The sequence below is a fragment of the Rhodococcus sp. 05-2255-3B1 genome (assembly GCF_002258545.1).
Taxonomy (GTDB): Bacteria; Actinomycetota; Actinomycetes; order Mycobacteriales; family Mycobacteriaceae; genus Rhodococcoides.
In genome coordinates this window covers 1-24498 of record NZ_NOZC01000042.1, presented here as the reverse complement: position 1 = coordinate 24498, position 24498 = coordinate 1, and the positions used below count along the sequence as shown (strand labels likewise).

At 62.9% G+C, this 24498-nt stretch carries 29 protein-coding genes; 28 read left to right on the top strand and 1 reads right to left on the bottom strand.

Translation table 11 applies throughout. The annotated features are described in order from the left end of the window. Window position 1 precedes the first annotated feature (1 nt). Both CH249_RS25745 and CH249_RS25740 read left to right on the top strand, forming a co-directional pair. A complete protein-coding gene (locus CH249_RS25745; RefSeq protein WP_094699086.1) occupies window positions 2–1828 on the top strand; it encodes a terminase in 1827 nt (608 codons plus the stop codon). A gap of 24 nt (window positions 1829–1852) precedes the next feature. After that, the gene (locus CH249_RS25740; RefSeq protein WP_094699084.1) at window positions 1853–3304 is read left to right on the top strand and encodes a phage portal protein; all 1452 of its coding nucleotides are present in this window, start codon (window positions 1853–1855) and stop codon (window positions 3302–3304) included. A gap of 132 nt (window positions 3305–3436) precedes the next feature. Here CH249_RS25740 and CH249_RS27675 read toward each other — a convergent pair whose 3' ends face one another. After that, window positions 3437–3760, bottom strand: coding sequence for a hypothetical protein (locus CH249_RS27675; RefSeq protein ID WP_143544587.1), 324 nt, complete (start codon window positions 3758–3760; stop codon window positions 3437–3439). A 222-nt stretch (window positions 3761–3982) separates the two neighbouring features. Between CH249_RS27675 and CH249_RS25735 the strand changes: the two genes are divergently transcribed. The 26 genes from CH249_RS25735 to CH249_RS25615 all read left to right on the top strand — a co-directional run. Beyond that, entirely contained in the window at window positions 3983–5959 is a 1977-nt protein-coding gene (locus CH249_RS25735; protein WP_218830226.1) for a Hint domain-containing protein, read from the top strand. Further along, window positions 5956–6195, top strand: coding sequence for a hypothetical protein (locus CH249_RS25730; protein WP_094699080.1), 240 nt, complete (start codon window positions 5956–5958; stop codon window positions 6193–6195). The genes CH249_RS25735 and CH249_RS25730 overlap by 4 nt, the downstream gene beginning before the upstream one ends. A 122-nt stretch (window positions 6196–6317) precedes the next feature. Beyond that, window positions 6318–6890, top strand: coding sequence for an OmpH family outer membrane protein (locus CH249_RS25725; RefSeq protein WP_094699078.1), 573 nt, complete (start codon window positions 6318–6320; stop codon window positions 6888–6890). Window positions 6891–6902: 12 nt separating this feature from the next. Then, a complete protein-coding gene (locus CH249_RS25720; RefSeq protein ID WP_094699076.1) occupies window positions 6903–7280 on the top strand; it encodes a capsid cement protein in 378 nt (125 codons plus the stop codon). 10 nt (window positions 7281–7290) lie between these two features. Then, on the top strand, window positions 7291–8202 hold the full coding sequence (locus CH249_RS25715; protein ID WP_143544585.1) for a major capsid protein: 912 nt from the start codon (window positions 7291–7293) through the stop codon (window positions 8200–8202). Further along, window positions 8202–8408, top strand: coding sequence for a hypothetical protein (locus CH249_RS25710; RefSeq protein WP_094699072.1), 207 nt, complete (start codon window positions 8202–8204; stop codon window positions 8406–8408). The genes CH249_RS25715 and CH249_RS25710 overlap by 1 nt, the downstream gene beginning before the upstream one ends. A gap of 2 nt (window positions 8409–8410) precedes the next feature. Further along, window positions 8411–8797, top strand: coding sequence for a Gp19/Gp15/Gp42 family protein (locus CH249_RS25705; RefSeq protein ID WP_094699070.1), 387 nt, complete (start codon window positions 8411–8413; stop codon window positions 8795–8797). Next, entirely contained in the window at window positions 8794–9141 is a 348-nt protein-coding gene (locus tag CH249_RS25700) for a hypothetical protein (protein WP_094699068.1), read from the top strand. Before CH249_RS25705 ends, CH249_RS25700 begins: the two co-directional genes overlap by 4 nt. 11 nt (window positions 9142–9152) lie before the next feature. Further along, window positions 9153–9461, top strand: a complete 309-nt coding sequence (locus tag CH249_RS25695) for a hypothetical protein (protein ID WP_143544584.1) — start codon at window positions 9153–9155, stop codon at window positions 9459–9461. Next, entirely contained in the window at window positions 9451–9831 is a 381-nt protein-coding gene (locus tag CH249_RS25690; protein WP_094699064.1) for a hypothetical protein, read from the top strand. The genes CH249_RS25695 and CH249_RS25690 overlap by 11 nt, the downstream gene beginning before the upstream one ends. Window positions 9832–9903: 72 nt before the next feature. Continuing rightward, on the top strand, window positions 9904–10554 hold the full coding sequence (locus CH249_RS25685) for a hypothetical protein (protein WP_094699062.1): 651 nt from the start codon (window positions 9904–9906) through the stop codon (window positions 10552–10554). 85 nt (window positions 10555–10639) lie between these two features. Continuing rightward, the gene (locus CH249_RS28110) at window positions 10640–10807 is read left to right on the top strand and encodes a hypothetical protein (protein WP_179274313.1); all 168 of its coding nucleotides are present in this window, start codon (window positions 10640–10642) and stop codon (window positions 10805–10807) included. A 23-nt stretch (window positions 10808–10830) separates the two neighbouring features. Further along, complete coding sequence (locus tag CH249_RS25680) at window positions 10831–11190, top strand: hypothetical protein (RefSeq protein ID WP_094699060.1); 360 nt, start codon at window positions 10831–10833, stop codon at window positions 11188–11190. 65 nt (window positions 11191–11255) lie between these two features. Beyond that, window positions 11256–11627 (top strand): hypothetical protein, encoded by a 372-nt coding sequence (locus tag CH249_RS25675; RefSeq protein ID WP_094699058.1) that lies wholly within the window; start codon window positions 11256–11258, stop codon window positions 11625–11627. Window positions 11628–11647: 20 nt separating this feature from the next. Continuing rightward, window positions 11648–16141, top strand: a complete 4494-nt coding sequence (locus CH249_RS28575; RefSeq protein ID WP_094699056.1) for a transglycosylase SLT domain-containing protein — start codon at window positions 11648–11650, stop codon at window positions 16139–16141. After that, window positions 16138–17136, top strand: a complete 999-nt coding sequence (locus CH249_RS25665) for a hypothetical protein (RefSeq protein ID WP_143544583.1) — start codon at window positions 16138–16140, stop codon at window positions 17134–17136. Before CH249_RS28575 ends, CH249_RS25665 begins: the two co-directional genes overlap by 4 nt. Continuing rightward, window positions 17133–18815 (top strand): hypothetical protein, encoded by a 1683-nt coding sequence (locus CH249_RS25660; RefSeq protein WP_218830225.1) that lies wholly within the window; start codon window positions 17133–17135, stop codon window positions 18813–18815. The genes CH249_RS25665 and CH249_RS25660 overlap by 4 nt, the downstream gene beginning before the upstream one ends. Then, the gene (locus CH249_RS25655) at window positions 18815–19441 is read left to right on the top strand and encodes a DUF2744 domain-containing protein (RefSeq protein ID WP_094699052.1); all 627 of its coding nucleotides are present in this window, start codon (window positions 18815–18817) and stop codon (window positions 19439–19441) included. Before CH249_RS25660 ends, CH249_RS25655 begins: the two co-directional genes overlap by 1 nt. Then, window positions 19438–21156 (top strand): hypothetical protein, encoded by a 1719-nt coding sequence (locus CH249_RS25650; protein WP_143544582.1) that lies wholly within the window; start codon window positions 19438–19440, stop codon window positions 21154–21156. Before CH249_RS25655 ends, CH249_RS25650 begins: the two co-directional genes overlap by 4 nt. Next, entirely contained in the window at window positions 21153–21548 is a 396-nt protein-coding gene (locus CH249_RS25645; RefSeq protein WP_094699048.1) for a hypothetical protein, read from the top strand. The genes CH249_RS25650 and CH249_RS25645 overlap by 4 nt, the downstream gene beginning before the upstream one ends. Further along, window positions 21545–22087, top strand: coding sequence for a M15 family metallopeptidase (locus CH249_RS25640; protein WP_094699046.1), 543 nt, complete (start codon window positions 21545–21547; stop codon window positions 22085–22087). The genes CH249_RS25645 and CH249_RS25640 overlap by 4 nt, the downstream gene beginning before the upstream one ends. Next, window positions 22087–22875, top strand: a complete 789-nt coding sequence (locus CH249_RS25635) for a hypothetical protein (protein WP_094699044.1) — start codon at window positions 22087–22089, stop codon at window positions 22873–22875. The genes CH249_RS25640 and CH249_RS25635 overlap by 1 nt, the downstream gene beginning before the upstream one ends. After that, window positions 22875–23150: a hypothetical protein gene (locus CH249_RS25630; protein WP_094699042.1), complete on the top strand. Its 276-nt coding sequence runs from the start codon at window positions 22875–22877 to the stop codon at window positions 23148–23150. The genes CH249_RS25635 and CH249_RS25630 overlap by 1 nt, the downstream gene beginning before the upstream one ends. Before the next feature lie 14 nt (window positions 23151–23164). After that, on the top strand, window positions 23165–23545 hold the full coding sequence (locus tag CH249_RS25625) for a hypothetical protein (RefSeq protein ID WP_256988478.1): 381 nt from the start codon (window positions 23165–23167) through the stop codon (window positions 23543–23545). An 86-nt stretch (window positions 23546–23631) separates the two neighbouring features. Continuing rightward, entirely contained in the window at window positions 23632–23934 is a 303-nt protein-coding gene (locus CH249_RS25620) for a hypothetical protein (RefSeq protein ID WP_143544581.1), read from the top strand. Between the two features lie 53 nt (window positions 23935–23987). Continuing rightward, on the top strand, window positions 23988–24498 hold a 511-nt coding region (locus CH249_RS25615; RefSeq protein WP_218830224.1), incomplete at its 3' end, for a hypothetical protein.

The following is a 24498-nucleotide window of genomic DNA, read 5'->3' as shown; positions in this document are numbered from 1 at the left end:
TGTGGCGCGCTCACTGGGCGCAGTCGCTGCGATCGCCACAGCGGACTCCGAGTTCGCAGAGATCATCGAGTGGTACGAGAACCAGCTCGCGAACGCCACGCCGCCCACCGATCTCGTGTGGGAACCGATCATCGTCGGCCCCACCTGGCAATGGGACAACGGCTGGGTGCTTCCCGAGATCACCCTCGGGTGGCGTGTTCTCGCGTGGTGCGGAAAGTGGCTGCGCGACAAACGTGGTCAGGACTGGCAGTTTACGCCCGAGCAGACCCGGTTCATCCTGTGGTACTTCGCGCTCAATGAAGAGGGCGATTTCCTCTATCACTCGGCGGTGCTACAGCGCCTCAAGGGCTGGGGTAAGGATCCGATCGCGGCATGCCTGGCGATGGCAGCATGCTTCGCCGACGTGACGTTCGACCATTGGGACGGCGACGTTCCGGTGGGACGTGACGAGCCAAATGCATGGGTTCAGATCATTGCGGTGTCGCAGCAACAGACGAAGAACACGATGAAGCTGTTCCCGTCACTGGTGCCACAGGAGACGATCAAGAAGTACGGCATCCAGATCGGCAAGCTGAACGTCTACGGACTCGGCGATACCCGTCAGATCGAGGCAGTCACGAGCTCGTTCCTCTCGATCGAGGGTGGCCGGCCGACGCAGGTCATCCGCTCTGAGACGCAGAACTGGAACACATCGAACTCCGGTCACGAGATGGCCGGCGCGATCGAGGGCAACGCGGCGAAGTCAGAGGATGGCGTCGCCCGAATGCTCGACATCTGCAACGCCTTCCGGCCGGATGAAGATTCGGTCGGCCAGCGTGTACGCGAAGCATGGGAGGCAACGCAGCTCGACCCCGACCGCGAGGGTGACAGTCTCGCGGCCGACTTCGGTCTGCTGTACGACTCTCTTGAGGCACCACCGGAAGCGCCGCTCACTGCAGAGGCCGCCCCGGATGTTGTGAAGTCGATTGCCGGCGACTCGACATGGCTGGATACGAAGCCAAACGGCCGCATCGTCAAGTCGATCCTGAACACCGCGAACTCGCCGAGCGAGTCTCGGCGCAAGTGGTACAACCAGATCACCGCTACGGCGGATGCATGGTTGCGGCCGCAATGGTGGGACTCACTGGCGCGAGAAGGTATTACGCCAGCGCCTGACGCGGAAGTCGTCCTGTTCTTCGATGGGTCGAAATCCGACGATGCCACCGCACTGGTCGGCTGCGTGATCGATACCGGCGCTGTCTTCACTGTGAAGATCTGGCAGCGACCATCGCAGTGGGATGAGAAGAAGGTCGGGTCGTGGCTGGTCGACCGGAGCGACGTCGACTTCACCGTCCGCAAAGCGCTCAAGGACTGGAACGTCCTCGGGCTCTGGGCGGACCCATCCGATGCCCGTGACGATGAAACTGGCGAGCGCTACTGGGAAGACCTGCTCGATACATGGGCAGGGTTGCAGAACTGGCAACTTCCAGCTGTCCGAGAAGGCGACTCGAAGCATGCGGTGATCTGGGATATGCGCTCACCGCGGCATCAGAAGCAGTTTGTCGAAGCGGCCGAGCGGTTCGTCACCGATGTCAAGACCGCTGCCGAGGCCGCTACCGAGGGCCTACCGCCTGCGTTCGTGCATGACGGACACCGGCTCACCGCGAGCCACGTCAAGAACGCACGCCGTCGTACGAGCAAGTACGGAATCAGCCTGGGCAAGGCAAACCGCGAGTCGGCCAAGAAGGTCGACGCCGCGGTATGTGCAGTCGGGGCTCGCCTGATGTGGCGAACCTGGCTGATGGCACCGAAGAAAGACCAGATGACCGGGGAAGCATTCTTCCTTTAACGATCGAGAGCGGAGGGCACGTGCATGAAGCCTGACGCCGTGATCAGCACCGTCCGGAACATCCTGATGAACGCCCGGGCGTACGAATCGGCGCGGCTGGACAAGATCCACGCAGCAACCCTGCCGTGGACCGCGGAGAATGCGTTGTCGCATCTCGAAGTCAAGGGCGTTACTCCCTCGAACCTCGATGGCCCGATGGCAGCCATCCTCGGCCTGGCAACGAAGTCGCAGACCAACTTCCTGCCGCTGATCCTGCAGCAGTACTCGCAAGGCCTCAAGGTAGACAATTACCTTGCAGGCGGGGAGATGGACCCGAGAACAAACAAGAGGGTCCGAGAGCAGGCCAAGCCGTGGGAATGGTGGCAGCGGAACAAGTTCGACGCCCGTCAGACCGGCATCCATTACGGCGCACTGAAGTACGGCGTCTCGTACGTCACCGTTCTACCGTCGATGACTCCCGGTGTCGAGCCCGCACTGCGCACACCGGCCGCGTATCTCCGCGGCGTCTCGCCTCGCCAGATGACGGCGATCTACGGCGAGCGCATGGAATGGGATCCGCGCGTGGGAGGTTCGGTCGACGACGACTGGCCGATGTACGCGATGGAGATGAACGAGTTCGGCGCGGTCCGGTTCTACGACGAGGAGAAAGTCCACTTTCTCGGCGTCAAGAACGTTCCCGGGTCCGCTTTGGACTGGAAAGACCCGGCGTACAGCGGAGTTGCCAACTTCGAGTACATCGAGGGTCGGTCGCACGGTGTCGGGGTCTGCCCGATCGTGCGCTATCAGGACCGCATTCAGCTCGACGGCGAGGAGCAGTACGGCATCATCGAGCCGTTGCTCGCGATCCAGTCCCGGATCGACGAGACGACGTTCGAGATGATGGTCTCGCAGTACTACACCGCCTTCAAGCAGCGGTATGTCATGGGCTGGATGCCGAAGGATCAGTCGGAGGCGCTGCGTCAATCGGCCTCGGACACATGGTTCTTCAAGGATCCTCAGGTCAAGGTCGGCGAGTTCGATGCGGCGGACAACAGGGGCTACCTCGAGTCGAAGTCCTCGGCAGTCCGAGACCTCGCCGCGATCGGTCAGATCCCGGCGCAGAACCTCGGCATCGACGGCATCTCGAACATCTCCGAGGCCACTCTTGCTGGCCTCGAGGCGAGCAAGGACCGCAACACCGCGGAGATCGGGACATCACTGGGGGAGTCGCACGAGCAGACATTGCGTACGTGCGCGCACATCACCGGCGATACCGAGTCCGCTCAGGACTACGCCTCCGAGGTGAAGTGGCGCGAGCAGACGGCCCGTTCGTTCGCTCAGACCGTCGACGGCCTAGTGAAACTCGGTGCCGGCCTCGGTATCCCGGAGGAGATTCTCTGGGAGGACATTCCCGGCTGGACGCGCGAGAAGGTGCAGCGCGCGCGGCGGATGAAGGACGACCCCGAGTTCGACCTCGAATCGACCAACGGAGCGTAAGTGGATCCTCGAGAGTTCGCGGCGGCACAGGACCGCGAAGCTCGACAAGTCACCGTCCGGGTTCGTCAGGTAGTTGCCCGTGATGGCGCACCGTTAACTCCGGCACAGCGTGAGGCAATGGCGTCCGCGCTACTACCGGTCGTGAAGCGCTCTCGGGTGCGTGTCCGCGATCTCGGTGTCGAGTTCATGCAGTCGCAGGCCGAGAACGTCGGCGAGAGCTTGGAGCCGCAGCCGATCCGCGACTACGAGCAGCAGGCGCTCGTGAAGGTGCTCGAGCGGGTCACCGGCGTACCGGACGACGGTACGACCGAGCGCCGCCGAGTGTCGGTCACGATGGCCGATCCGAAGACTCGCAGCGACGTCCGCAAGCGCGTCACCGTCACCGAAGAGAACCGCGACGACGCGGTCGTCAAGAAGGTCGTCGGCGATCGCGCGGCCGCCACGGTCGAACGCCACGTTCGCAACGCTGCTCGCGAGGCGATTAGTGATGCGGCCGAGGTCGCCGGCTCCGAGGTCGGCTGGGCCCGTGTGCTGTCCGGCGCGGAGTCCTGCACGTTCTGCGCCATGCTCGCCAGTCGCGGTCCCGCGTACAACTCGGCCGAAGCGGCCGGTTTCGTCACGCAGCGATCGGGTCGCTACGACTCGCGCGAGGCGAAGGCGTACCACGACAACTGCGTCGTGCCCGGAACGATGGTCTCAGGGCCAGACTCGCACACCGGTTACCGACGGCACTACGAGGGTGAAATCGTCACCCTCGTCACCGCCAGTGGCAACGAGTTGACCATCACCCCGAAGCACCCAGTATTGACCAACCGGGGCTGGGTTCGCGCGGGCGAACTCAATGTGGGCGACAAGCTCGTCAGCGCCGTACGGGCTGACAGGAACGTGGTGAGTGGACCAGATGTAGACCATGTGCCATCCGCGATTGAGAATGTCGTGAGTGCGCTTGGCATGGTGGGCTCGTCGGTTCGGCGCAGCGTGCCAGGATCCGCCGAGCAATTCCACGGCGACGGGTTCGCATCCGAAGTCGACGTTGTAATGGCCGACTACCTGCTCCGGCGTGAACGCGACACCTCGCTCGTTGAGCCAGATGCCGAGCTGCTGTTCCATGGGACTTCGGTTCCAAGTGCCAGCCTTTGCTCGCGCTGCTCTGGTATTGGCGAACTTGATGAACTCCGCATCGCTGCGGGTGCGACCACTGACGGCCGCATGCGCCGCAGCAGCTTGCTCGACACGCTGTTGCGCGGTGAGTCTGGAAGCTCTGTTCTTTCCCGCCTGGCTGCGGTCACGGGGCGGCAATCCGGCCTCTCGTACCCAGCGGGTCACGACGGGTCGACTGACTCCGTACTGCTCGGCCAGCGCAAGAACGCTGTCTCCGGTCTGGTAACGACTGGGGAAATCGCCGGGAATTGGGACAGCTCGCGGCGACCGGTAGGAGTTTCGAGGAAGTTCAATCCCCCGGAGCTTCAGAGCGTCACGAAGACTCTCAGGGTCTTTGCCGAGCTCGGCACCGATTTGCGCGAAAGACTTTCCGGATCTGTACATCTCGACGATCTGGTCGATAAACGAGTCGGCGTATACCACGGTGATGTCCTCAATCTCGGAACACAGGAGGGTTGGTACAGTGCCAATAATATCACGGTAAGTAACTGCGACTGCATCGTCGTCCCGGTGTTCGACGGCGAGCCTTGGTACGGCCAGGAGCACTACGAGCTCCTCGAAGAGTTGTGGATCGAATCGACCCGCGGACTCTCGGCATCGGATTCGACGAAGGCGTTCGCAGAGGCGCTGAAGAAGACGAACCTGACCAAGCTGCCGGACGCTGAGAACGACAATGCCGCTGCTGTCGACGTCGTGTCGCAACAGCGCGTGGTCGAGCTCAAGGCGGACGAACGCCGCGCCACCGCGGCCCGCAAACCGAAGGAAGCCGCACCACTGGATGCTTTCGCGGCACGCGCCGCATTGGAACGGGAGCGAGAGACACGCTTCCGTGAACTAGGGCTACAGCCCAAGCCTGCGGAGCTGAGCATCGACGACTCGACTCCTGCCGCAACGGCGCGGCGGGCGCAAGGGCAGTACCTTTCCATCCCCGAGACGGCACGCAACACACTTCGCGAGGCAGGCGTCCGAGTCGGCGTCGCCCCGAACACCGACACGCTGTCGGGGCGTGGTGACGGCAACCGCCGCAGGTACACCGCAGACGGCCGCGCGCTGGGTACGACGTCGTACTACAGCCCGGACGACAACGCGGTTTACATTGCCTCGGAGAACGTCGGCCGTCTCGGGTCCGGGTCGGCCAATGTGGTCGCTCACGAGAGCGGCCACGCACTCGACTACAACGTGCTGCGACTCAATCCGGTCACCGTCGCCTGGCAATCGCCGGGCGAGAGCGAGGCCCGGTACCGACCGCGGTACGTGCACGAGGATCCCTACCTGATGTGGGCGCACAACGAGTTCGTGTACCCGAACACTGACATCGACGACTACTTCCGCACCGGCTCGCGAGGTCTCGTGTCGTCGGGTCGGCAGGAGTGGGTAGCAGAAGGATTTGCTGCCATGGTGGAAGGTGACGACGCATTGCTCGAGCGCATCTCCGGAGGCTCGCGCGGTGCCGACATCTTCCGCTGGACGATGCGCAGATTGGGGATGCTGTGATCCTGCCGTACCTAGTACTCGGCAATGGCCGCTATCTCGACATGGACGGCAAGGTCGTCGAGCGCCGATACAGCCCCGACGAGATCGAGGCGTATCGGCGCATCGTCCCGGACTTCGACCCCGACGTCGAGGCATGCCCGGGTGATCCCGAACGGCTGACGGCGGCCAATCGGTCCTACTGGGCCGAGGTCGCCGCAGCCGGCGGTCACGTTCTGGATCGACTACTCGAACCGTAAACCGCACCACACCTCGACAGGCCCCGTGAGCGCTGCTCCGGGGCCTTTGTCGTTACCAAGTTTCCCTGCCCTGGAGGTGGGGTTGCAGTAAATCCCCCACGAGGCCCAGGAGGCCACCAGCAATGACCACCCCTGTACAGCCCACTGATCCCGCAGCAACCCCGGCAGAACCGGTCGAGCCCGCAGCACGGGCCCTGGAGGCCACGCCTGCAGAGGAGACGCCACCGGTGAACGACATCGAGTCACTGCCCGCATGGGCACGTGACCAGTTGTCGAAGAAGAACCGGGAAGCACAGAACCTGCGCGATCGACTCAAGGAAGCGGAACCGCTCGTCCAACAGGCCCGGGAGGCCGAAGAGGCGAACAAGACCGAACTCCAGCGGGCGACCGAGCGATCGGAAGCGCTGCAGCAAAGCCTCCTTCAGCGGGAGAACGAGCTGCTCGCTACGAGATACGGACTCGGCGAGGACTATGTCGAGTTCATCGGGGCCACAGGGACATACGAAGAACGCGAAGCGCGCGCCGTCAAGATGGGCCTCCTTGCGCAGTCGGCACTGGAGTCCGGTCGTGCACCGAGCCCTCCGACGAACCGCCCGATCGAAAATCTTCGATCCGGGGCCTCACCCACACCTCCACTCACGGAGGACCATTCCTACCCCGCCAACTGGGGCTTCATGCCCGGGCGGGATTCCTAGAAAGGAACACGCATGGCAAACGAAACCAAGCCATTGTTCCGTCCCGGCCAAGACGTGACGGTACAGACCACAGCGGCGGTCACCGGAAAGACCTTCGTGGGCGTATCTGCGACCCGCGATGCATCTTCCGGACTAGTCAAGGTCGCTGTGGCAACAGCTGCCGTCAAGCCCTTCGGTGTCGCCAATGCTGACGCCGCATCCGGCGCAACGGTCGGCGTTCACCGCGGCGGAATCATCCCCGTGACTGCCGGCGGAGCAATCGCAGCCGGAGCCCAGGTCGAGATCGGAACCGGCGGCAAGGTTGTGACCCTCGCATCGGGTGTCGCAGTCGGACTCGCCCTCGAGACCGGCACCACGAACAACGACGTGCTGATCGCACTGGACATCTGAGGAGATTCCGATGGCAACTGCTTACTCTCAGGAATACCCCCTCGGCACACCGAGCGTGGTCGGCAACAGCGTCACCGTCGATCTCATGCTCAAGGAGCCGACTCGGATCAACAACTACCTTTCGAACATTGCCCTCAAAGGCTACTTCGCAGAGCGCATCTTCACCAACGGCGGCGGAGTCTCCGGCGGCGCGCTGCTGTACTCGCAGCTCACCTCGAACGATCTGTTCCCAACCCGCGCCGCCCAGAAGGTGGCACCGGGGCAGGAGTTCCCCGAGGTGACCTTCGATCGCCCGGAGCCCAAGACGGCTCAGGTCGAGAAGCTCGGCGGCAAGTTTCGCGTCACCGATGAGGCTCGTGACCGAAACGACCTCTCTTCAATCCAGGGTGAGGGCGTCAAGCTCGGCAACGACATTCAGCGCCAGCTGCACGTCCGCGCCATCGCTGAGCTCGATGCATCACTGACTGCAATCGGCTCGGCCGGAACCATGGTCGGAAGTTCGTGGTCGGATGCTGCGGCGTTGACGTTCAACACCACCAGCAATTCCGTGCTGCCCCTGGCGGACTTTGCCAACCTGCGACGGCTCGCCGACGAACGTGAGTTCGGTACCCAGTTCAACCTGCTGATCGTGAGCCCTCAGGAGCGCGCGAACTTCGAGATCGCCAGCGGCGGCATGGCCAACGCGCAGGCGTTGCTCTCCGCGAACGCAATGACGATGCTCACCAGCAATGTCATCCCGGCCGGTACAGCGTATGCGGTACAGGAAGGTCTGGTGGGTCAGGTCCGCTACGAGCAGCCGCTCCGTACGACCACCTACCGCGACGAGTCGACAGAGTCGTCCTGGGTGCAGTCCTCGGTGCGAAGCGTCTTCGCGGTAACCAACCCGTACAACGCGATTCGCCTGACAGGTTTGGCTGCCTGATGGCCGAGAGGGCCGTTCGCGTCGCAATGATGGCGTACCGCGACGTGGACGGAACTCATCGGTACGCCACGGCTGGCGCTGTGGTCGACGTTCACTCGGACGCTCTTGCTCGCTTCGACCGACTCAACCGCCTCATGGGCGACCCGGAGCCGGAAGAGGCCAAGCCTGAGCCGAAGAAGACCACCACTCGGCGCAAGGCGGACTAACGATGGCCACTTCCTTTGCCACGAAAGAGGAGCTCGCGACCGGCTGGCGACCGCTGACCGAATCCGAGTTCCAAGCGGCCGACACATTGCTGGCCGATGCCTCCTACTGGCTGAGGTCGTGGTACCCGTCGATCGACTCCACCGGTGACGAGTACGGGCCCAAGATGATCGTCCGGGCCATGGTTCGCCGCGCGCTTCTCAACTCTTCGTCGGAGGGTGTGGAGACGTCCACGAGAAGTGAAACCACAGGCCCGTGGTCGAACTCGACGTCGATGAAGTACTCCAATCCCGATGGCAGCCTTTTTCTGACCAAGAAGGAATCGGAGTTGCTCGACCGAATTACCGGCCGGGCGTCGGGTGCGGTGTCGATGACAGCTCTGGGGTTATGACGTTCCCGCACGGCGAGTCGGTCACCGTTCTGCGGCGGCCGGCTCGTAGCAAGTTCGGTGACACAGCATTCGATGAGCATCACGTCATCGACGGCGTGGGAATCGACTGGGCGGCGACCGAGGAATCCGCTTCGGCGAATTCTTCGCGCGATGACAACCGTGAGGCCGTCATCGTCGACGTCGTTCTCTACTGCCCCTGGGGTGTCGACGTCCTCTCGTCGGATCGAATCGAACTGCCGGACGGCGATGTGTATTCGGTCATCGGAAAACCCGCGCGGTGGAAGAACCCATTCACGGGATCGACTCCGGGTGTGACCGTGAAGCTGCAACGAATCGAGGGCTGATGGACTACCGGATGCCACGTCCAGGCCAGAACGTTCTGTCCGACTTCCTGAAGGGCCCGGAGTTGCGGTCTCTGATGGGGGAGATGGCCGAGCTCGGACTGGCGGTGTTCCGCGAGAACGCCGTCAAACGGTCGGGTCTCAACGCCCGGTCGTCGCGATCGTACACCGAAATGGGTGGCGCGCGGTTGGATCGCTGGACAGGCGTCGTACTGTCCTACGGCCCTTACGGCGTCTCCCGTGAGTTCGGTTCGTCGCAGAACTCGGCAGAGAACAATCTCTCGCAGGTCCGGGACATGTTCGGACGCAGCGATGTTCCCTGACGCCGAAGCTGTCCTGCTGGCCCTCCTCGAGGATCTCGCGTACACGTGCACATTCCTTCCTGACGAGAAGGAGTGGCGGGATATGGACGCCGTCATCGTCGTCAACCGCGTCGGCGGTGGCAGCGATGGCATCACCGACCGACCCCTGCTTCAGGTGGGGGTGTACGCGAAAGACTCCCGCACACGAGCGTGGTCGGTCGCCGGTCAAGTCCGCGACCGTCTTCTCGGCGCAGGCGGTACCGCTGTCGACGGCGCTCTCATCGACTCGGTTCGCGAAGCCCAAGGTGTGCAGCAGTTCCCGGATCTGAACCCGGACAACAAGTTCGTCGCTGCCACGTTCCAACTGTCGTTCAGGCGCATTTTCGCCTGACCGTTCCATTCGTTCAATACCGCTCCCAACGTGGGCGGTCAATTCGCATGCCCACATGAAGGAGAAGTACCCATGGTCGCTTTCGATTCCATTGCCGATTTCAAGGACGATCTTGTCCGGAAGGTCTTGGCCGGCGCGGTACTCGACGCCCCCCTCACTGCATCACTGCCTGCCACCCTGACGTCGGGAGCATCTTCCGAACTGGTCGCCACGACAGGCTTCTCGTCTCTCGGCCGCATTTCCGACGCCGGCCTGTCTGCGTCCGCCGACACCGAGTCGTCGGGTGTTCCCGGATGGGGCGCGCTCGAGGATGTGCGCACCGACATCATCCGCCGCACATCGACATTCAGCTTCTCGTGCCTCGAGACGAAGAAGAACGTTCTGGCGCTGTACACCAACCAGGACCTGTCTGCGGTCACGGCCGATGCGACGACCGGCGAGGTTGCGTTCACCGAGGCGACAAAGCCCGATACCCGTCACCGCCGCATGATCCTGCTCGGCATCGACGGCGAGGGCGCGAACGCGATCTACATCGCGCGCTTCCTTCCGCGTGCCACCATCTCGGAAGTTTCGGAGCAGAGTTGGTCCACCGAAGACGCTCTGGCATACCAGATGACCGTCACCGCGAAGATCGACTCCACTCTCGGCTACGCAGTCAAGCACCTGTACGGCGGCCCGGGCTGGAAGGCCTTGAACGTCAAGATGGGCTTCGCTACCGCCTGATTGTCGGTCCGCGCCGGGTGATCTCCCAGGGCCCCGGCGCGGACCGACTTCACCACCCTGGGAGATCCGAATCACGGGAGTTCACATGGCCTTCGAGCCGATCAAACTGCTATCCCCCGAGGGCGTCGAGTACACCTGCGGGTCCGCGGTGGAGTTCAACAACCTCGTCTGCAAGGGCTACACGCCGAAGCAGAACATCAAGCCCGAGACGGTCCTGGCGAAAGCTGCCGAGGCCGACAAGTCGTCCAAGTAACACCTCACCCTGGGAGCACGGAAATGGTCACGAAAGCAACACCGAAGAAGTCGCGTTGGGCCACCCTGAAGGCGGAAGCGCTCAAGGACTACGACCCGACGCCGCCGTACCTGTTCGATGCCGTCGATCCGCCCATCGAGATCAAGGCCCCCGATTCGATCGAGCAGACTCTCGCCCTGGCGTCACTGCTCGACAACTCCGGCGCGATCTCGGAGCGGGACTTCAAATCGCTGCTGGAAACGATCTGCGGCAAGGCGTTTCCGGCCGTGTGGGCAGTTCTTGCCGACGAACCGGTCGGTGTGCTGATGCCGTTCATCAACGACTTGAACGCGCATTTCCGTGCCGCACCCGATGACGCCGAGGGTGTCCCGGGAAAAGAGTAGGGCTCGTCCAGCTCCTCGAGAAGTACGCCGACGAAATCGAGTGGGATCTGCAGGTGCGTTGCTCTGTGGACCTGCTTGATTTCTTTCGGGGGCTGCGGCCATGGGGCCAGTTCTACCGGTTCACGAAAAACCTGCCACCAGAGTCGAAGTTCAAGGCCGCTCAGGCCGCCGACCCGGAGTTGGCGAAAGTCATGGCTGATCAGCCACAGGCATCGGGCGGGATGGCGTCCCTCGAGGGCTACGACCTTCAAACGCGGCTTCTGGTCGCGAACTTCAACATGATGAAGATCCTCGACTGGCACCTGTTGCGCGTCAACGGAAACAAGGTGCCCTCGCCCGATCTGTGGCCGATCCCGAAGACAGCGTTGGAGCTCGAGCTGTCATATCGCAAGAAATTGGTGGTCGATTCCGTTCTGGCGGACCTCGGCGTGACATGAGAACAGTGGGGTGATCCGGCGTGGCTGTGACCTACTCCGTCAGCAGTGCGAAACTCCCCATCGTTCCTGATCTGACGGGCTTTCATCGCAAGGTCAAGCAACTGCTACGTGCGGAGCGTGTCGAGGCCCCGGTCGTTGTCGTGCCGGACTTCTCGCGGTTCGCGCGCGAGCTCGAGACCGGCCTGGGTCGATTCCGTGCCGAGATCGACGTCGAGGTACGCCCGGACCTGACAGGCTTCCGTGCGGCTGTTGATGCTGCGACCGCGGGTGCCGGTGGGAACATCACCATCCCGGTGGATCTCGACTTCACTGCCGCGCGTGCGCAGTTGTCTGCATTCCGCGCCGAGGCGGGCCGGGCGGTCACCGCGAACTTCGATCTCGACATCACTGCGGCACTGGCGCAGATCGCCGCGTTGCGCGCGGCATCTGCGGGCATCGGTGGATCGGCGGGTGGTATTGGGTCGATCGGTTCTGCCGCATCCGGGATGATCAACCCGGTCCAGTTGGCGACGTACGCCCTGGCAGCGCTGGCCGCGGTCAACGTCATTCCGCTGGTCGGCCAGTTGGCTCAGGCGGCGGGTGTCATCTCACTGCTCCCTGCGGCGGCTGCGGCGGCTGCGGCATCGATTGCGACCATCGTTGTCGGCTCGACCGGTATCTTCGATGCGTTCAAGGCCGGCTCGAAGGCTGCCGAGGATGCGTCGAAGGATGCTGCAGCAGCATCGAAGGCGCAGGCGACCGCTCAGAAGCAGGTCGAGTCCGCGGCCCGCGGTGTCGCAACAGCTCAGGCCGGTGTGGTCCGCGCTGAGCGTGGTGTCGCCGACGCGCAGAAGGCGTCCGAGCGTGCGCAGGAGAAGCTCACCGATGCCCGCAAGGATGCGGTCGAGCAGATCGAGGATCTCAACCTCGCACTGAAGGGCTCCTCGCTCGACGAGCGCGATGCGGAGTTGTCTCTCCGTCGCGCACAACAGCGGCTTCAGGAGCTCGGCAAGGATGGCCAACCGGTCACCGCGCTGGACTTCGAGGAAGCGATCCTCGGCGTTGATCAGGCGAAGCAGCGGATCGATGAGGTTCGTGAGCGCAACGCCGATCTCCGTACCGAGACGGACGCGGCGAACAAGGCCGGCGTCGAAGGCTCGAAGCAGGTCGTGGACGCGCAGGAGTCTGTCGCCGACGCCGATCTCCGGGTGGCCGATTCCAAGCAGGCGCTCGTCGATGCACAGACCGCTGTCGCGGACGCTCAGAGCAACCTTGCCGAGGTCCAGAACGCCGCCGCTACTTCGGCTGCGACGTCGGCCGACAAGTATGCCGAGGCGCTGGCGAACCTGTCCCCGAACGCGCGCACGTTCATCGAGGACGTCCGCAACCTCGGCGGTGCATGGAAAGACCTCCGACTCGAAGTGCAGGACAACCTGTTCGACGGTCTCGGCACATCCATAACCGAACTTGCCGAACGCTACTTCCCGGTGTTGCGCACCGGCCTCGGTGACATCGCTACCGAGATCAACGGCGGATTGCGGCGGGCGCTCGATGATCTGGGTTCCGAGTCGTCACAGCTCGACTGGACCAAGATCTTCGAGAACACACGCCAGGCCATCGGCCCACTCATGGACGGCCTCTCGGACCTCTCCGGCTCGCTGACCAACATCGCAGCCATCGGCTCCGAGTTCCTTCCCGGCTTCGGTGATTCCTTCTCGAACGTGATGAAGGAGTTCCGGGAGTTCACGGAATCCGAAGAGGGCCAGAACAAGATCCGCACCTTCATGCAGGACTCGATCGAGGCCCTCGGTGACATCAAGGATTTGTTCTGGGAGATCGGCCGTGTGATCGGTGGACTGTTCTCGACTTCGGACAAGACCGGTGAATCGATGATCTCCGGGATGACGTCCGAGCTGAAGAAGTTCGCGGACTGGCTGAACACCGACGAGGGCAAGCTCCAGATGAGCGACTTCTGGGCCAGCGCAAAGGATACTGCGGTCTCGCTGCTGTCTCTCGTCAAGGACAGCATCATCTTCGTCGACAAAGTTGCAGCGCTACTCGGACTGAACCCGCCCGAGCCTCCCACCCTCGACCCTCGCGGAAACGACGGCGGCAAGACCGGTTACGGCACCCCGATCCCGCCGGACAACCCAAACGATGCGAACGATCCCAACAAAGACGGCTACAGTATCCCGACCGACATTCCTGGCCTGGAAATCCCGATGCAGCCGGGCGGATTCGATGCCAGCCCGGGCGGCAAGGCATGGAACTGGCTCGGCGGCCTGTCCGACTTCTTCGGCGGCGATGCATGGAACTGGCTCAACCCCAAGGACGGCGAATCACCGTTCGCTGCGGCACTACGACAGGCCGGTGACGCTGTCGCCGGACTCAAAGAGCGAGTTACCGAGATGGCTCTCGGGTTCCTCAGAGACCTGGGTGGCACAGCTGTCGAAGCATGGAACACTCTGAGCGACAAAGTCAGTGGGGTAGTCACATGGGTGTCCGAGAAGATCGACTCGGCGAAGACCAAAGTCATCGAGCTCAAGGACAATGCAGTCGAATGGCTCGCCAACATCGGGGAACTATGGGGCGGTCTCGGTGACAAGATCGGGTCGACCATCACGACGATCGTCGAGACTGCGTTCCCCGGATTGACGAACGGCCTGTCGAGTGTGCAGACGTTCTTCGGCAACGTGGTAGACGGCATAGGTCGCAAGTGGGGCGAACTGAAGGATCTCGCTGCAGCACCGATCAACTGGATCATCGACACCGTCATCAACGGCACCCTGAAGAACGCCTGGAATGCCGTCGCCGATGTCATCCCCGGACTGTCTCCGTGGGATGGCGTGGCTCGTATCGAGAACCCGCAGGCCAACAAGGATGCAGGCAACGCGGTCAAGTCGGGTTACGCGACCGGCGGCATCATCCCGGGCTACACGCCTGGTCGTGATCCGTACACCATCGGTGTGTCCGGTGGTGAGGCGATCATGCGGCCCGAGTGGCAGCGTGCGATGGGCCCGAACTACATCAACGCCGCCAACAAGGTCGCCCGCACTCAGGGCGTCGAGGGCGTCCGGAAGATGCAGCGGGATGCGAACTTCGCATTCGGCGGCGTGGTCGACGAGTCACTGTGGACCGCGGTGTCGGGTGCATTCCCGAACGCGACCCTCAACTCGGCATACCGTCCGGGTGCATCCGGGTACCACGGCAAGGGTCAAGCCATCGACGTCGGCGGCCCGATGCAGCAGGTCGCGGACTGGGCCGTCAATACGCTGGGTAACAAGCTCGCCCAGGTGATCTGGGGACCGGGACCGCTACTGTACAACGTCGGCGGCAACTCGATCACCGACCAGGCGCAGCTGCGGAACTCGGTGTATGCGGGCGACATTCCCGGCCACTACGACCATGTGCACATCGCGGCCGATCAAGCTGTCGACGGCACCGGTGGTGGGGTCGTCTCGGATGCGGGCTCGACCACCGGCGGTCTGTTCAACACGCTGCGGTCGAAGGTTGCCGATCAAGTGTCGAGCCTGTTCGAGAAGCCCCTGTCCGCTCTGGGCGACCAGATCCCGGACTTCGGCAACTCGAAGATGGGCCAGCTTCCCAAGGCCGCGTACGACGAGCTCAAGACCAAGGCCGTCGACTTCGTGCGCTCGAAGATCGCCGGCACATCCGACTCGGGATCCACCGCACCCGGGGGCGCACTGATCGGAACGGCCGACCAGTACCGCCCCCTCGTGGAGCGCTTGTTCGACGAGAAGGGCATCGACCGCGGGTACGTCGACAAGTACCTGTACCAGCTGCAGCGCGAGTCGACGTTCAATCCGAACGCGATCAACACCTGGGATGTCAACGCGCAGAACGGGACACCGTCGAAAGGTATCGCTCAGGTCATCGACCCGACGTTCCAGTCGTACAAGGACCCCGGGCACGACGACATCTGGAATCCGGAAGACAACATCCGTGCATCGCTCAACTACCTGCTGAGGGATCCGAAGTTCGGCGGCCGCGGCGTGGGTGCATTGACGGGTGCGGGCTACGACTCGGGCGGGATCTTCCCGAACGGGTCGATCGGATGGAACACGTCCGGGAAGCCGGAAGCGGTGCTGACGAATACGCAGTGGGAGTTGTTCAAGGGGTTCAATCAGAACCTCGGGAACTTTGCAGCCGGTGGCATCGTCGACCCGAATGCGTATGCGCTGCAGCGTCTTGCGCAACTGGGTGGGGAACTGGGCGGAATTGCACGAAGTGCAGCGCCCGAGTACCTGGGGCTTGAGGGTTCGATCCTCGATCCGAATCACCGCTACTACAAGGCGGCGATGGATATCGGCCAGTCGGTGGCGTCCTCACAGATGGCGGCACAGGCGAACTACGGCGCACCAGCCGCCCCAATGCCTTCAGCTACGGGATCGCCTGTGGGTCCGGACTTCTCGATCACGATCGGGCAGATCACCGGAATGAACCCGGATGACGTGATTCGTCAGATCAACGGAATGCAGCAGCGGCAGATGATGCGATACGGAGGCCGCTCGTGATCAACCCCCTCACCCCGAACTCCTACCTGACGACGACATCCCGGATCGAAGTATTCGGAGCCGATGGGTCGTACTGGTGCGTGTCGGGCCCAGGCATGGGGGAGCAGGGCGTCTATCTCGGCCAAGACCAGGTCAAGGGCTTAATGGACGCCCCGCTCCGGCAGGCATGGAAATCGGGTGCCAGGCAACAGGGCGGCACTCTGAATGGCGAGTGGGTCGACGTCCGAGACATCTCCCTGGGCTTCCAGGTGGTCGACGACGTCCAGGTCGACGTCGTCATCTCGAAGTTCAGGAAGGCGTTCACCTCACGCAAGGACGTCTGGGATCCGGACGCCAAGCTGGCGCGTATTGCCTACACGACGGAGATGTCAGGAACGCGGTCCATCGACGTCCAACTCTACGAGGCCGCGGACTTCGACCCTGGCATGGACGTTCTGCTCCTCGGTCGCGGCAATCCGATCTTCCCACTGAGATCCGGCCAGCCGATGTGGTACTGGGACGACGTCATATCGGCGTGGTCGACGACGGCTACTTCGGGATCGGGGTTCGTCGGCGGGACTACGACCGGCGCAGAAGGTCCGCTCCCGTCGAACCCGACGGATCAGCCGATGCCGATGCGGTGGGTGTTGACTCGCGGCCAGTGGACCCTTCCGGACTTCTCCTGGCGAGGACCGGCCTATGCGCGCGTCCCCGGCGTGGATGTGCAGTCCGGTCTCGATCACACAACCCGAACGATCCTGTGCCCGTTGATCACGTCCACCGACGTCGGCGCTGTCGTCACGACGGATACCTCGACGGAGATCATGATCCGCTCCGCCAACGGGACCAACCTGCTGGGAAGGATGCCTGTGCCCGGTAAGTACTTCACACACTGGATGCCGCCGTACACCCCGCCGACGCCGTTGCCGGTGTCGGTCACGTCTGCCCCATCAGGCGGGGCGATGGTGCAGCTGGTCCAGCGCCGCTACTCACAGTGGCCCTGGGGTCTGGAGTGAGTGTCGACCTCGGCGCATCGCTGCTCGATCAGTGCAATGCGATCCTCGCCGAGACCGAACGTCAGCGCCGGGCGGAACGCAACCTTCGCGAGGTCACTCCGGTTGTGCGCCTGTGGGATGGCGAATGGAATCTCATCCATCTCGTCACGAGCGAGTACTCGGGCAACTTCGAACTCGTCGACGGCGATACCGGAGCCGGCGAATTGCCGATCCCCACCGACTCACGAGTTGCACAGTGGGCGCTGAACTCTCAGGCCAGGATCGCGCGCGGCGAGAAGCGAAACATCCATGTCACCGTCGATTACGTCGGCGCGCGATGGAGTGGCCGACTCAAGAACGTCGTCCAGGAAGACATGAACGACGGATCGTCGGTGACGACGCTGGCGTTCGCTTCGGACTACGAAGAACTGAAGTTCTACGACGTCTGGTCGAACCCCTTCCTGCCCGCAATCGTGCAGTTCCCCCGCGTGTTCATCCTTCCCGGTCCTGCCATCTGGGTTCTCAAGACGACCCTGTTCATGCAGATCTTCCGTGAGCACAACCCGCTCATCACATTCCCCGACGATCCGATGAACTTCGCATCCTGGGGCAGTTCGCTGAATCAGTCGAACTGGAACATCGTCGTCAAACCGACGTCGTTCGTGCAGGACATGGCGGCCGGGACCATCTGGACCGTTGCGACGTCGCGGTGGAAGAACTTCCACGACATGGCAAAGCCGATCTACCAGGACGCGCAGATCACTCCGGTGTTGCGCCGCTGGCTGACCGGGGATCCCGCACCGTGGGCAGGAGCAAACCTCCGTCATGGCGCGCTGGTCGTGGACTTCGTCGACAAGTCCGGCGTCTACTCGGGTACTTCGAACGGCGGATCCATTTTCGACGGTCTGGTCCGCACCGTCGAGACCTTCGCATCCGACTTTATCGATACAACATCGTCGCTCGTCACCGACACAACCATCCCGAGCGACTACTACATGCCCGGCAGGAAGGGCACCGACAAGCGGCTTCCATATGCGGTGTACCTCGCGGGCGAACGGTCGGGGATCCAGTCCGCGCGGTGGATGGAAACGCCTTCGACGGCGATTCAGGTCAACACTGGAGGCCATTCCGCACCCGGCATAAACGAGGCGATCTCAGCCGGAATCCAAGCCCTCGCAGACATTCTCGGCAACCTGGCACAGATCGGTTCGATCGGCGGATCTATCGACACCCTGCTGCGCCCATTTTACGAGGACACGCTGGCCGCGTGGATGTCAGTGAAAAGCTTTGCACGAGCGCAGAACTCTGGATGGTCGAGGTATTTCGAGTACTTCCAAGAGGGCTCGGGCAAGGCATACACGCTGTCGTCATTGATGGTGCTGCGTACCGGGTTCTGGACAACCAGAACGTGGACATCTCACGAGATCAACGTCCGAGACGGTGCGCCATTCCTGATCGGCGACAACGGATCCGGTGACTTCTTCCTCGGCGATCGTGTCGGTGCCACCCGTCAGCACGATGTGTCCGGCCGAATCTACATGGACCGCGTATCGAAGCTCGTCCTGTCCTGGTCACGCGAGGCGGGTCCGGAGTGGGGCATCACGATCGGCGACGACCGTGCGCTACAGGACCCCGCTCAGCGGGCGTGGGAACGGATCGAACAACTACTCGCCGCGGTGAAAGACCTAGGAGCGTTCTGATGCCTCCCGTGAAGAACAGTTTCGAGAAGACGTGGGATGGGATCGGTCTGCCGACTCGCGGGAACTGCGACCTGACTTCGGCTCGGCAGCGCTTCTTGTGGATGTTTACGGGATTCGCGGTCAGGGGCGCTCCCTTGCCGTTGCCCACCGAGTTCTTCGAGGCGCAGTCCGAGCACCTGTGCGAATGCCTCGGGCTGGACATGGAGATCATCGACGGCGTGAAGCGGCTGATGGTCACAGTCGATGGGGTGCGCATGCCCGGTGATCCCCTTCCGGACGAGCCGACCCGCAAGTACGTGGTGGGCGGCAGCATGTTGAACCGCGCCCAGGCGGCCGGCCTGTGGGTGGATGCTTCTGATCCGGATCCCGAAGTCCCTGACGCACGGACGTTGTTCGCTCAGTTGCCGCAGCACGACCAGGCTCAGGTGGCCGACGTGGTGCTCGAGACGTTCGGTCTACAGAAGCCAGTCAAGCGGGTGCGTGTTTCGGCACTGGCCAAGAAGCTGGGTATCACGGCAGATCAGGTGATCGAGGTCGCCGATGCCTGTGGCGCGCCCGACCTGCAGGTGAGGTCAATGATCAGCTCCGAGCTGGCTGATCGCGTGATTGCGCGGGTGCGTGGATGACTTCACCCGACGGTCGGATCCCATCGGGGTCAGCTTCACAGAACGGCTTGGGTCTTGCGTCATGGGCCGCCAAGACTGGTGATCAATGGAAGAACGAGCAGACGAATGCGTTCGCGAACAAGTACGAGAACAACTTCTTCGATTCCTGGATCTCCAACCTCTTCGGCGGATTCTTCAACGGCGTTCTCGGCCTGATCTCAGCACTCGTGTTCGGACTCAAGGGCATCACCGGTGGCCTGATCGACCTGACTGGCGCACTGAAGGCCACGGATACCAAGGCCGACACTGCGATCAACACCGCTACCGGTGCCGCGCAGACCGTGGTGAACGTGAAGAAGGAGATCATTCAGAAGATCGCCGTCTTCGATATCCGTTCTCCAACTCCGGGTTACGTGGCGATCAACGGCACTGAATGGCCGTCGATCCCGCACTCGGACCTGGAGATGCTCGCGGCCGACAGCACGGCGAACTCAACGGGCAGCACTGGTTCGACGGATCTGGGTAGCCACAGTCATGTCCGTGGCACCACGGGTACTCGCACCAACTCCGAGGACCTCGGCAGTCACAGTCACACCCTGGGCAACCATAGTCACAACATTCCCTTGACCAGGCTTCCCGAGAAGTTGATGCCGGCGAATCAGCAGTGGTTCGCGTTCATCCGAGTCCCCGTCGATACCGCACTCTCGGGGCTGAACTTCTACGCCCGAGGGACGCCGACCGATCTCTACACACGGGTCTACTCGGTGTCACCGACGGGCGATATGACCGCGCTGACTGCCGAATCTCCCAATCTCGCCAGCCTTCTTGTCAACACCTCACACACATCGACGCCGACGAACTTCGACGACGCCATCGTCGAGGCGGGTACCTGGGTGGCAGTCCGGTTCCGCGCGGTCGGAACGGTTTACATCGCAGGGAAAGAGAAGTTCACTCCGGAGCGCCCAGCAGGCTTCTATCCTCGGCAGATCAGCGCGACGACCGCTATCTCGTCCGCGACGACCTCACCTGACTCGATCGCCGAGTCGGCAGTGTCATGGCCGGCGTACCCGTCGGGGTTTGTGGCGTACGTCGCGGTCGGCAACAACATCGTTGTCGCGCAACCGAAACGATTCTTCGAGGACAACTTCGACCGCGAGGATGCGGGCGGACTGTTCGGCATCGGTGGCAGTTGGTCGACGACCACCAGCGTGGGCATCCGGTCGAATGACTTGGCGTTCATCAGCACCAGCGACGGTCTCGGGTACGCGCTGTACACGAAGCCGTTGACGACTGACTATCAGCTGCACGGGTGCAGGGTCGGTCTCCTGCCGGACTCCGCGCAGAGCCAGGTGGCGTTTGCGGCCCTGCTGTTTCGCTGCACTCAGAACCGTTCGACAGGACTACGTGTCGCGTTCCGACGCGGCGCGATCATTCTGCAGTCAATCGCCAACCGGACGAATTTCACGAACCTTGTGTCGACGTCGCGCACTCTCGCCGTGGGCGATTCGATTCAGGCACAGCAGGGCGAGTGGGTCGGCACCACATTCTTTCCTGACCGTGTCCTCGTGTTCCACAACGGCATCGAAATCATCCGCACAGACGTCACCAGCTCGACCGTCCCGTACGGCCCGCAGCGGCGCTACGGCGGCCTCGGCCAGGAGCGCACACCGTTCCAGAACTCACCCCGAATCCAGGACTGGTTCGAGTCCGACATCTCAGACGTGGAGGCAGCATGACCGAGCACGTCACTCTCGAGCAGTTCATGGAAGTGCTCGCCCACAACGCCGACAACCGGCACGACTCCGACATCTGGATCCTCCATGAGGATGGAACAACGGAGATCGTGCCCGACCAGCCGCTTGCGGAGTTGCAGTCGCCGCAGACATGGCCGCGGTACATCTGCCGTGCCGCGGCAGTCAACGACCACGTCGGCTACGACACCGCGAAAGCCGCGAACCCCAGCAACCCGAGTGCGGCAGTCGACGGCCTGTACGCGGCACTCGATCACCTCAATTGGGCGATCAGCCTGACGGTCGCACCCTCATCGCCGGCGAGCGCGCTGCGGTCGGCGGTCGTCACGAGGTACAAGGCGATTCGAGCAGGCATGAAACAGGAGGCGACGACGTGAGCTTTCGCACCGCATACGGGAACACGCACTCGGAGAACGGTTGGCGCATGTGCAACCGCGACGAATGCGACATCCCACGGATCAAGGATCTCTACCTCGTCGATACGGCACCACTCCGCAAGGGTGCGCCGCTGACCATCCTCGGCGCATGGCTGAAGTGGTACGACCTCAACGTCGAGGAGATCAGTTCGGCAGTGTGGGGATGGTCCCGTGACAATGACGTGTCCACCTCGAACCACCTGTCCGGCACCGGCGTCGACGTGAACGCGCCGAAGTACCCGTGGGGCCGCCGCGTAATGCCGGCAGATCGGATCGCGAAGATCCGTCAGGGCCTGGCGCTATTCGAGGGCTCGGTGTTCTGGGGTGCCGACTGGTCTCGTGCCGACGAGATGCACTACCAGATGTCCTGGCGCGAAGGCGATCAGCGCAACGAAGCCTTCGCGGCGAAGCTCCTCGCCGGGCACCTTGGCATTTACGCTGCGGCCGACGATTCGGCCGAGTGGGATGCGGTACTCGAGCAGTTCACGGGCCCGCGCTGATGGACGCGGCAACACTCGCACGGGCGATGGACAACCGCGTCTCGATGGCTCGCTACGAGGAGCTCGCACCGGCCTTCAATCGAGCGCTCATTCAGGCCGGATGCACGACGGTGCTGCGGGTCACGATGTGGTGCAGCCAGATCGGGCACGAGTCCGGCGGTCTGAAGTGGATGGAAGAGATAGCGGACGGCTCGGCGTACGAATGGCGCAAGGATCTCGGGAACACTCAGCCAGGGGACGGTCGACGGTTCAAAGGCCGCGGCCCGATTCAGGTCACCGGCCGCTTCAACTACGCGCGGCTGTCGCAGTGGGCGCACAGCAAGGGCTACGTCGACAGCCCCTCGAAGTTCGTCGACGAGCCGACCCTACTGTCTCGGCCGGACTACGGATTCCTGGGTGCGGTCTGGTACTGGACTGCCGCCCGAAATATGAACGCGTTCGCCGACGCCGAGAACTTAGTCGGCGCAACGCAAGCCGTCAACGGCGGGCAGAACGGCATCGACGACCGGCGCAAGTTCTACTACCGCGCGCTCGCACTCGGCGACGCGCTACTTCCTCAGGAGGATGACATGGCCAATGCAGCAGATGTTCAGGAGCAGCTACTCGGTCCCGGCGGCAAGGGTTGGCCGCAGCTCGGGGACGAGTTCAACGGCAACAAGGGTCGGAGCCTTGTCGATGGTATTGCGCGCCTGATCCAGATCGGGAACTTCGCGGTCGAGCAGAACGATCGCATCGAGAAATCCTTGGCCCGTATCGAGGCCAAGCTCAACGGAACGGAGGCTAAGTGATGACCTCTCCATTCGACGGCCTGGCCAAGGGCTACGTCCAGAACATTCCGTTCGTGAAGCAGAACCGGAAGACCATCGCCAACCTCGTCGGCCTGGTCACCAACGGACTCCTCCTCCTAGTGGGATTGCCACTGTCGGGGGCATGGCAAGTCGGCGTGGCCATCGCCATTCAGGGACTGTTCACGGTCGCTGCCTGGCTGGTCCCGAACGCCATCACCGCGCAGCAGGCGCAGGAGTTGGATGAATACGTCGGACGCCACCGTCAGGCGGATTGATGCTCGGTGCGCGGTTGACTGCCGCGACCGCCGGAATCATGAACGTCACGGTCGGTGCCCTGTACCTCCCGTCGATGCCTGAGGAATTGGTGCGTCGACCGCTACAGCCGGGGCAGGTGTCGGCGGTGGTGTACATCGAGAACATTGGCCCACTGTGGTCGGTCATGTTCATCATCACGGGCGTCGTACTGATCATGGCTGCCATGCGCCGGCGCGGATTCATCCCTGCTCATCTCGGTGCCGTATTCGTGTGGGCGTTCTACGGGGCCGCGATCCTTTTCTCCGCCTTCCTCACTCAACCACCGGTGCCTGTCGTAGCTGGTGCCATCGCGTCATTCACTGCGCTCGTTCATCTGGCGGTCGCTCGAGGCTGTGCCGAACGGGGGATGCGTTGATGGACCCAAATCTGCTAGCTGCGATCGGTGGCGTGATCACTGCTTCCGGTGTCGTGGCGACTGGATTTTTGTCGACTCGCTCGAAGGTGAAGCTCGACGATATCGCTTCGCTGCAAACGAAACTCGACACAGCCAACGAGAAGCTGGACACCGAACGAAAGGCACGCGCCGAAGATCGTGCCGATATGCAGACTCGTCACGACGGCGAGATCGCATCCCTCGAACGCCGAGTAGCGATGCTGACGGCGCAGATCGAGGAGCGGGATAAGGCGATCAACCGCCTCGACCGCGTCGTCCTGGCGTTGCGCACCTACATCTCACGCCTTCTGCGAGTGTTCGCCGACCGTGACGAAGAGCCACCGCCCCGGCCCGCGGAGTTGGACGCATGAATTCCGCACACCGAGTTCTGCCATCAATCCAGTTCAGAGAGGCGTGGATCTAGATGACGACGATTACCGACACCATGAGGACGGTCGCCGGCGACCCCGACAATTCGGAGGTCGTGTTCTTCGTTCCGGAGATGCGACCCGACGCGGCAGGGACCGCGACGGTCACGATGAAGCGAGTGCCGATCACTCCGGTCAACGGAGCATTCTCGGTGACGCTGGATCCCGGTCTCGTGTACGCACAGATAGGTTCGGGTCGATCCCCGTTCGTGGTCCCCGCGTCCGGCACCGCCCGCATGGGGACTCTCATCGCGCAGTATCTTCCGCCGACGACCACACCGACTCAGGTCGATGCAGCCATCACGGCGTGGCTCGAGGAAAACCCGATCGAGGGTGGCGGACTGACGGTCGATCAGGTCGCTACGGCAGCGACCACATCGACGCCGCTGAAAGCAGCACTCGACGCAAGTTATGTTCCCCTCTGGGCACCCTCGACTGCGTACCTCGCAGGGCAGGTCGTCACCGCGAACGGTGTCTCGATCTCCCGCATCGATAACGGAACCTCAC

Coding starts and splice junctions, on each gene's coding strand:
- CH249_RS25740 (WP_094699084.1), top strand. CDS start 1,853: ATGAAGCCTGACGCCGTGATCAGCACCGTCCGGAACATCCTGATGAAC.
- CH249_RS25725 (WP_094699078.1), top strand. CDS start 6,318: ATGACCACCCCTGTACAGCCCACTGATCCCGCAGCAACCCCGGCAGAA.
- CH249_RS25720 (WP_094699076.1), top strand. CDS start 6,903: ATGGCAAACGAAACCAAGCCATTGTTCCGTCCCGGCCAAGACGTGACG.
- CH249_RS25715 (WP_143544585.1), top strand. CDS start 7,291: ATGGCAACTGCTTACTCTCAGGAATACCCCCTCGGCACACCGAGCGTG.
- CH249_RS25710 (WP_094699072.1), top strand. CDS start 8,202: ATGGCCGAGAGGGCCGTTCGCGTCGCAATGATGGCGTACCGCGACGTG.
- CH249_RS25705 (WP_094699070.1), top strand. CDS start 8,411: ATGGCCACTTCCTTTGCCACGAAAGAGGAGCTCGCGACCGGCTGGCGA.
- CH249_RS25700 (WP_094699068.1), top strand. CDS start 8,794: ATGACGTTCCCGCACGGCGAGTCGGTCACCGTTCTGCGGCGGCCGGCT.
- CH249_RS25695 (WP_143544584.1), top strand. CDS start 9,153: ATGCCACGTCCAGGCCAGAACGTTCTGTCCGACTTCCTGAAGGGCCCG.
- CH249_RS25690 (WP_094699064.1), top strand. CDS start 9,451: ATGTTCCCTGACGCCGAAGCTGTCCTGCTGGCCCTCCTCGAGGATCTC.
- CH249_RS25685 (WP_094699062.1), top strand. CDS start 9,904: ATGGTCGCTTTCGATTCCATTGCCGATTTCAAGGACGATCTTGTCCGG.
- CH249_RS28110 (WP_179274313.1), top strand. CDS start 10,640: ATGGCCTTCGAGCCGATCAAACTGCTATCCCCCGAGGGCGTCGAGTAC.
- CH249_RS25680 (WP_094699060.1), top strand. CDS start 10,831: ATGGTCACGAAAGCAACACCGAAGAAGTCGCGTTGGGCCACCCTGAAG.
- CH249_RS25655 (WP_094699052.1), top strand. CDS start 18,815: ATGCCTCCCGTGAAGAACAGTTTCGAGAAGACGTGGGATGGGATCGGT.
- CH249_RS25650 (WP_143544582.1), top strand. CDS start 19,438: ATGACTTCACCCGACGGTCGGATCCCATCGGGGTCAGCTTCACAGAAC.
- CH249_RS25645 (WP_094699048.1), top strand. CDS start 21,153: ATGACCGAGCACGTCACTCTCGAGCAGTTCATGGAAGTGCTCGCCCAC.
- CH249_RS25635 (WP_094699044.1), top strand. CDS start 22,087: ATGGACGCGGCAACACTCGCACGGGCGATGGACAACCGCGTCTCGATG.
- CH249_RS25630 (WP_094699042.1), top strand. CDS start 22,875: ATGACCTCTCCATTCGACGGCCTGGCCAAGGGCTACGTCCAGAACATT.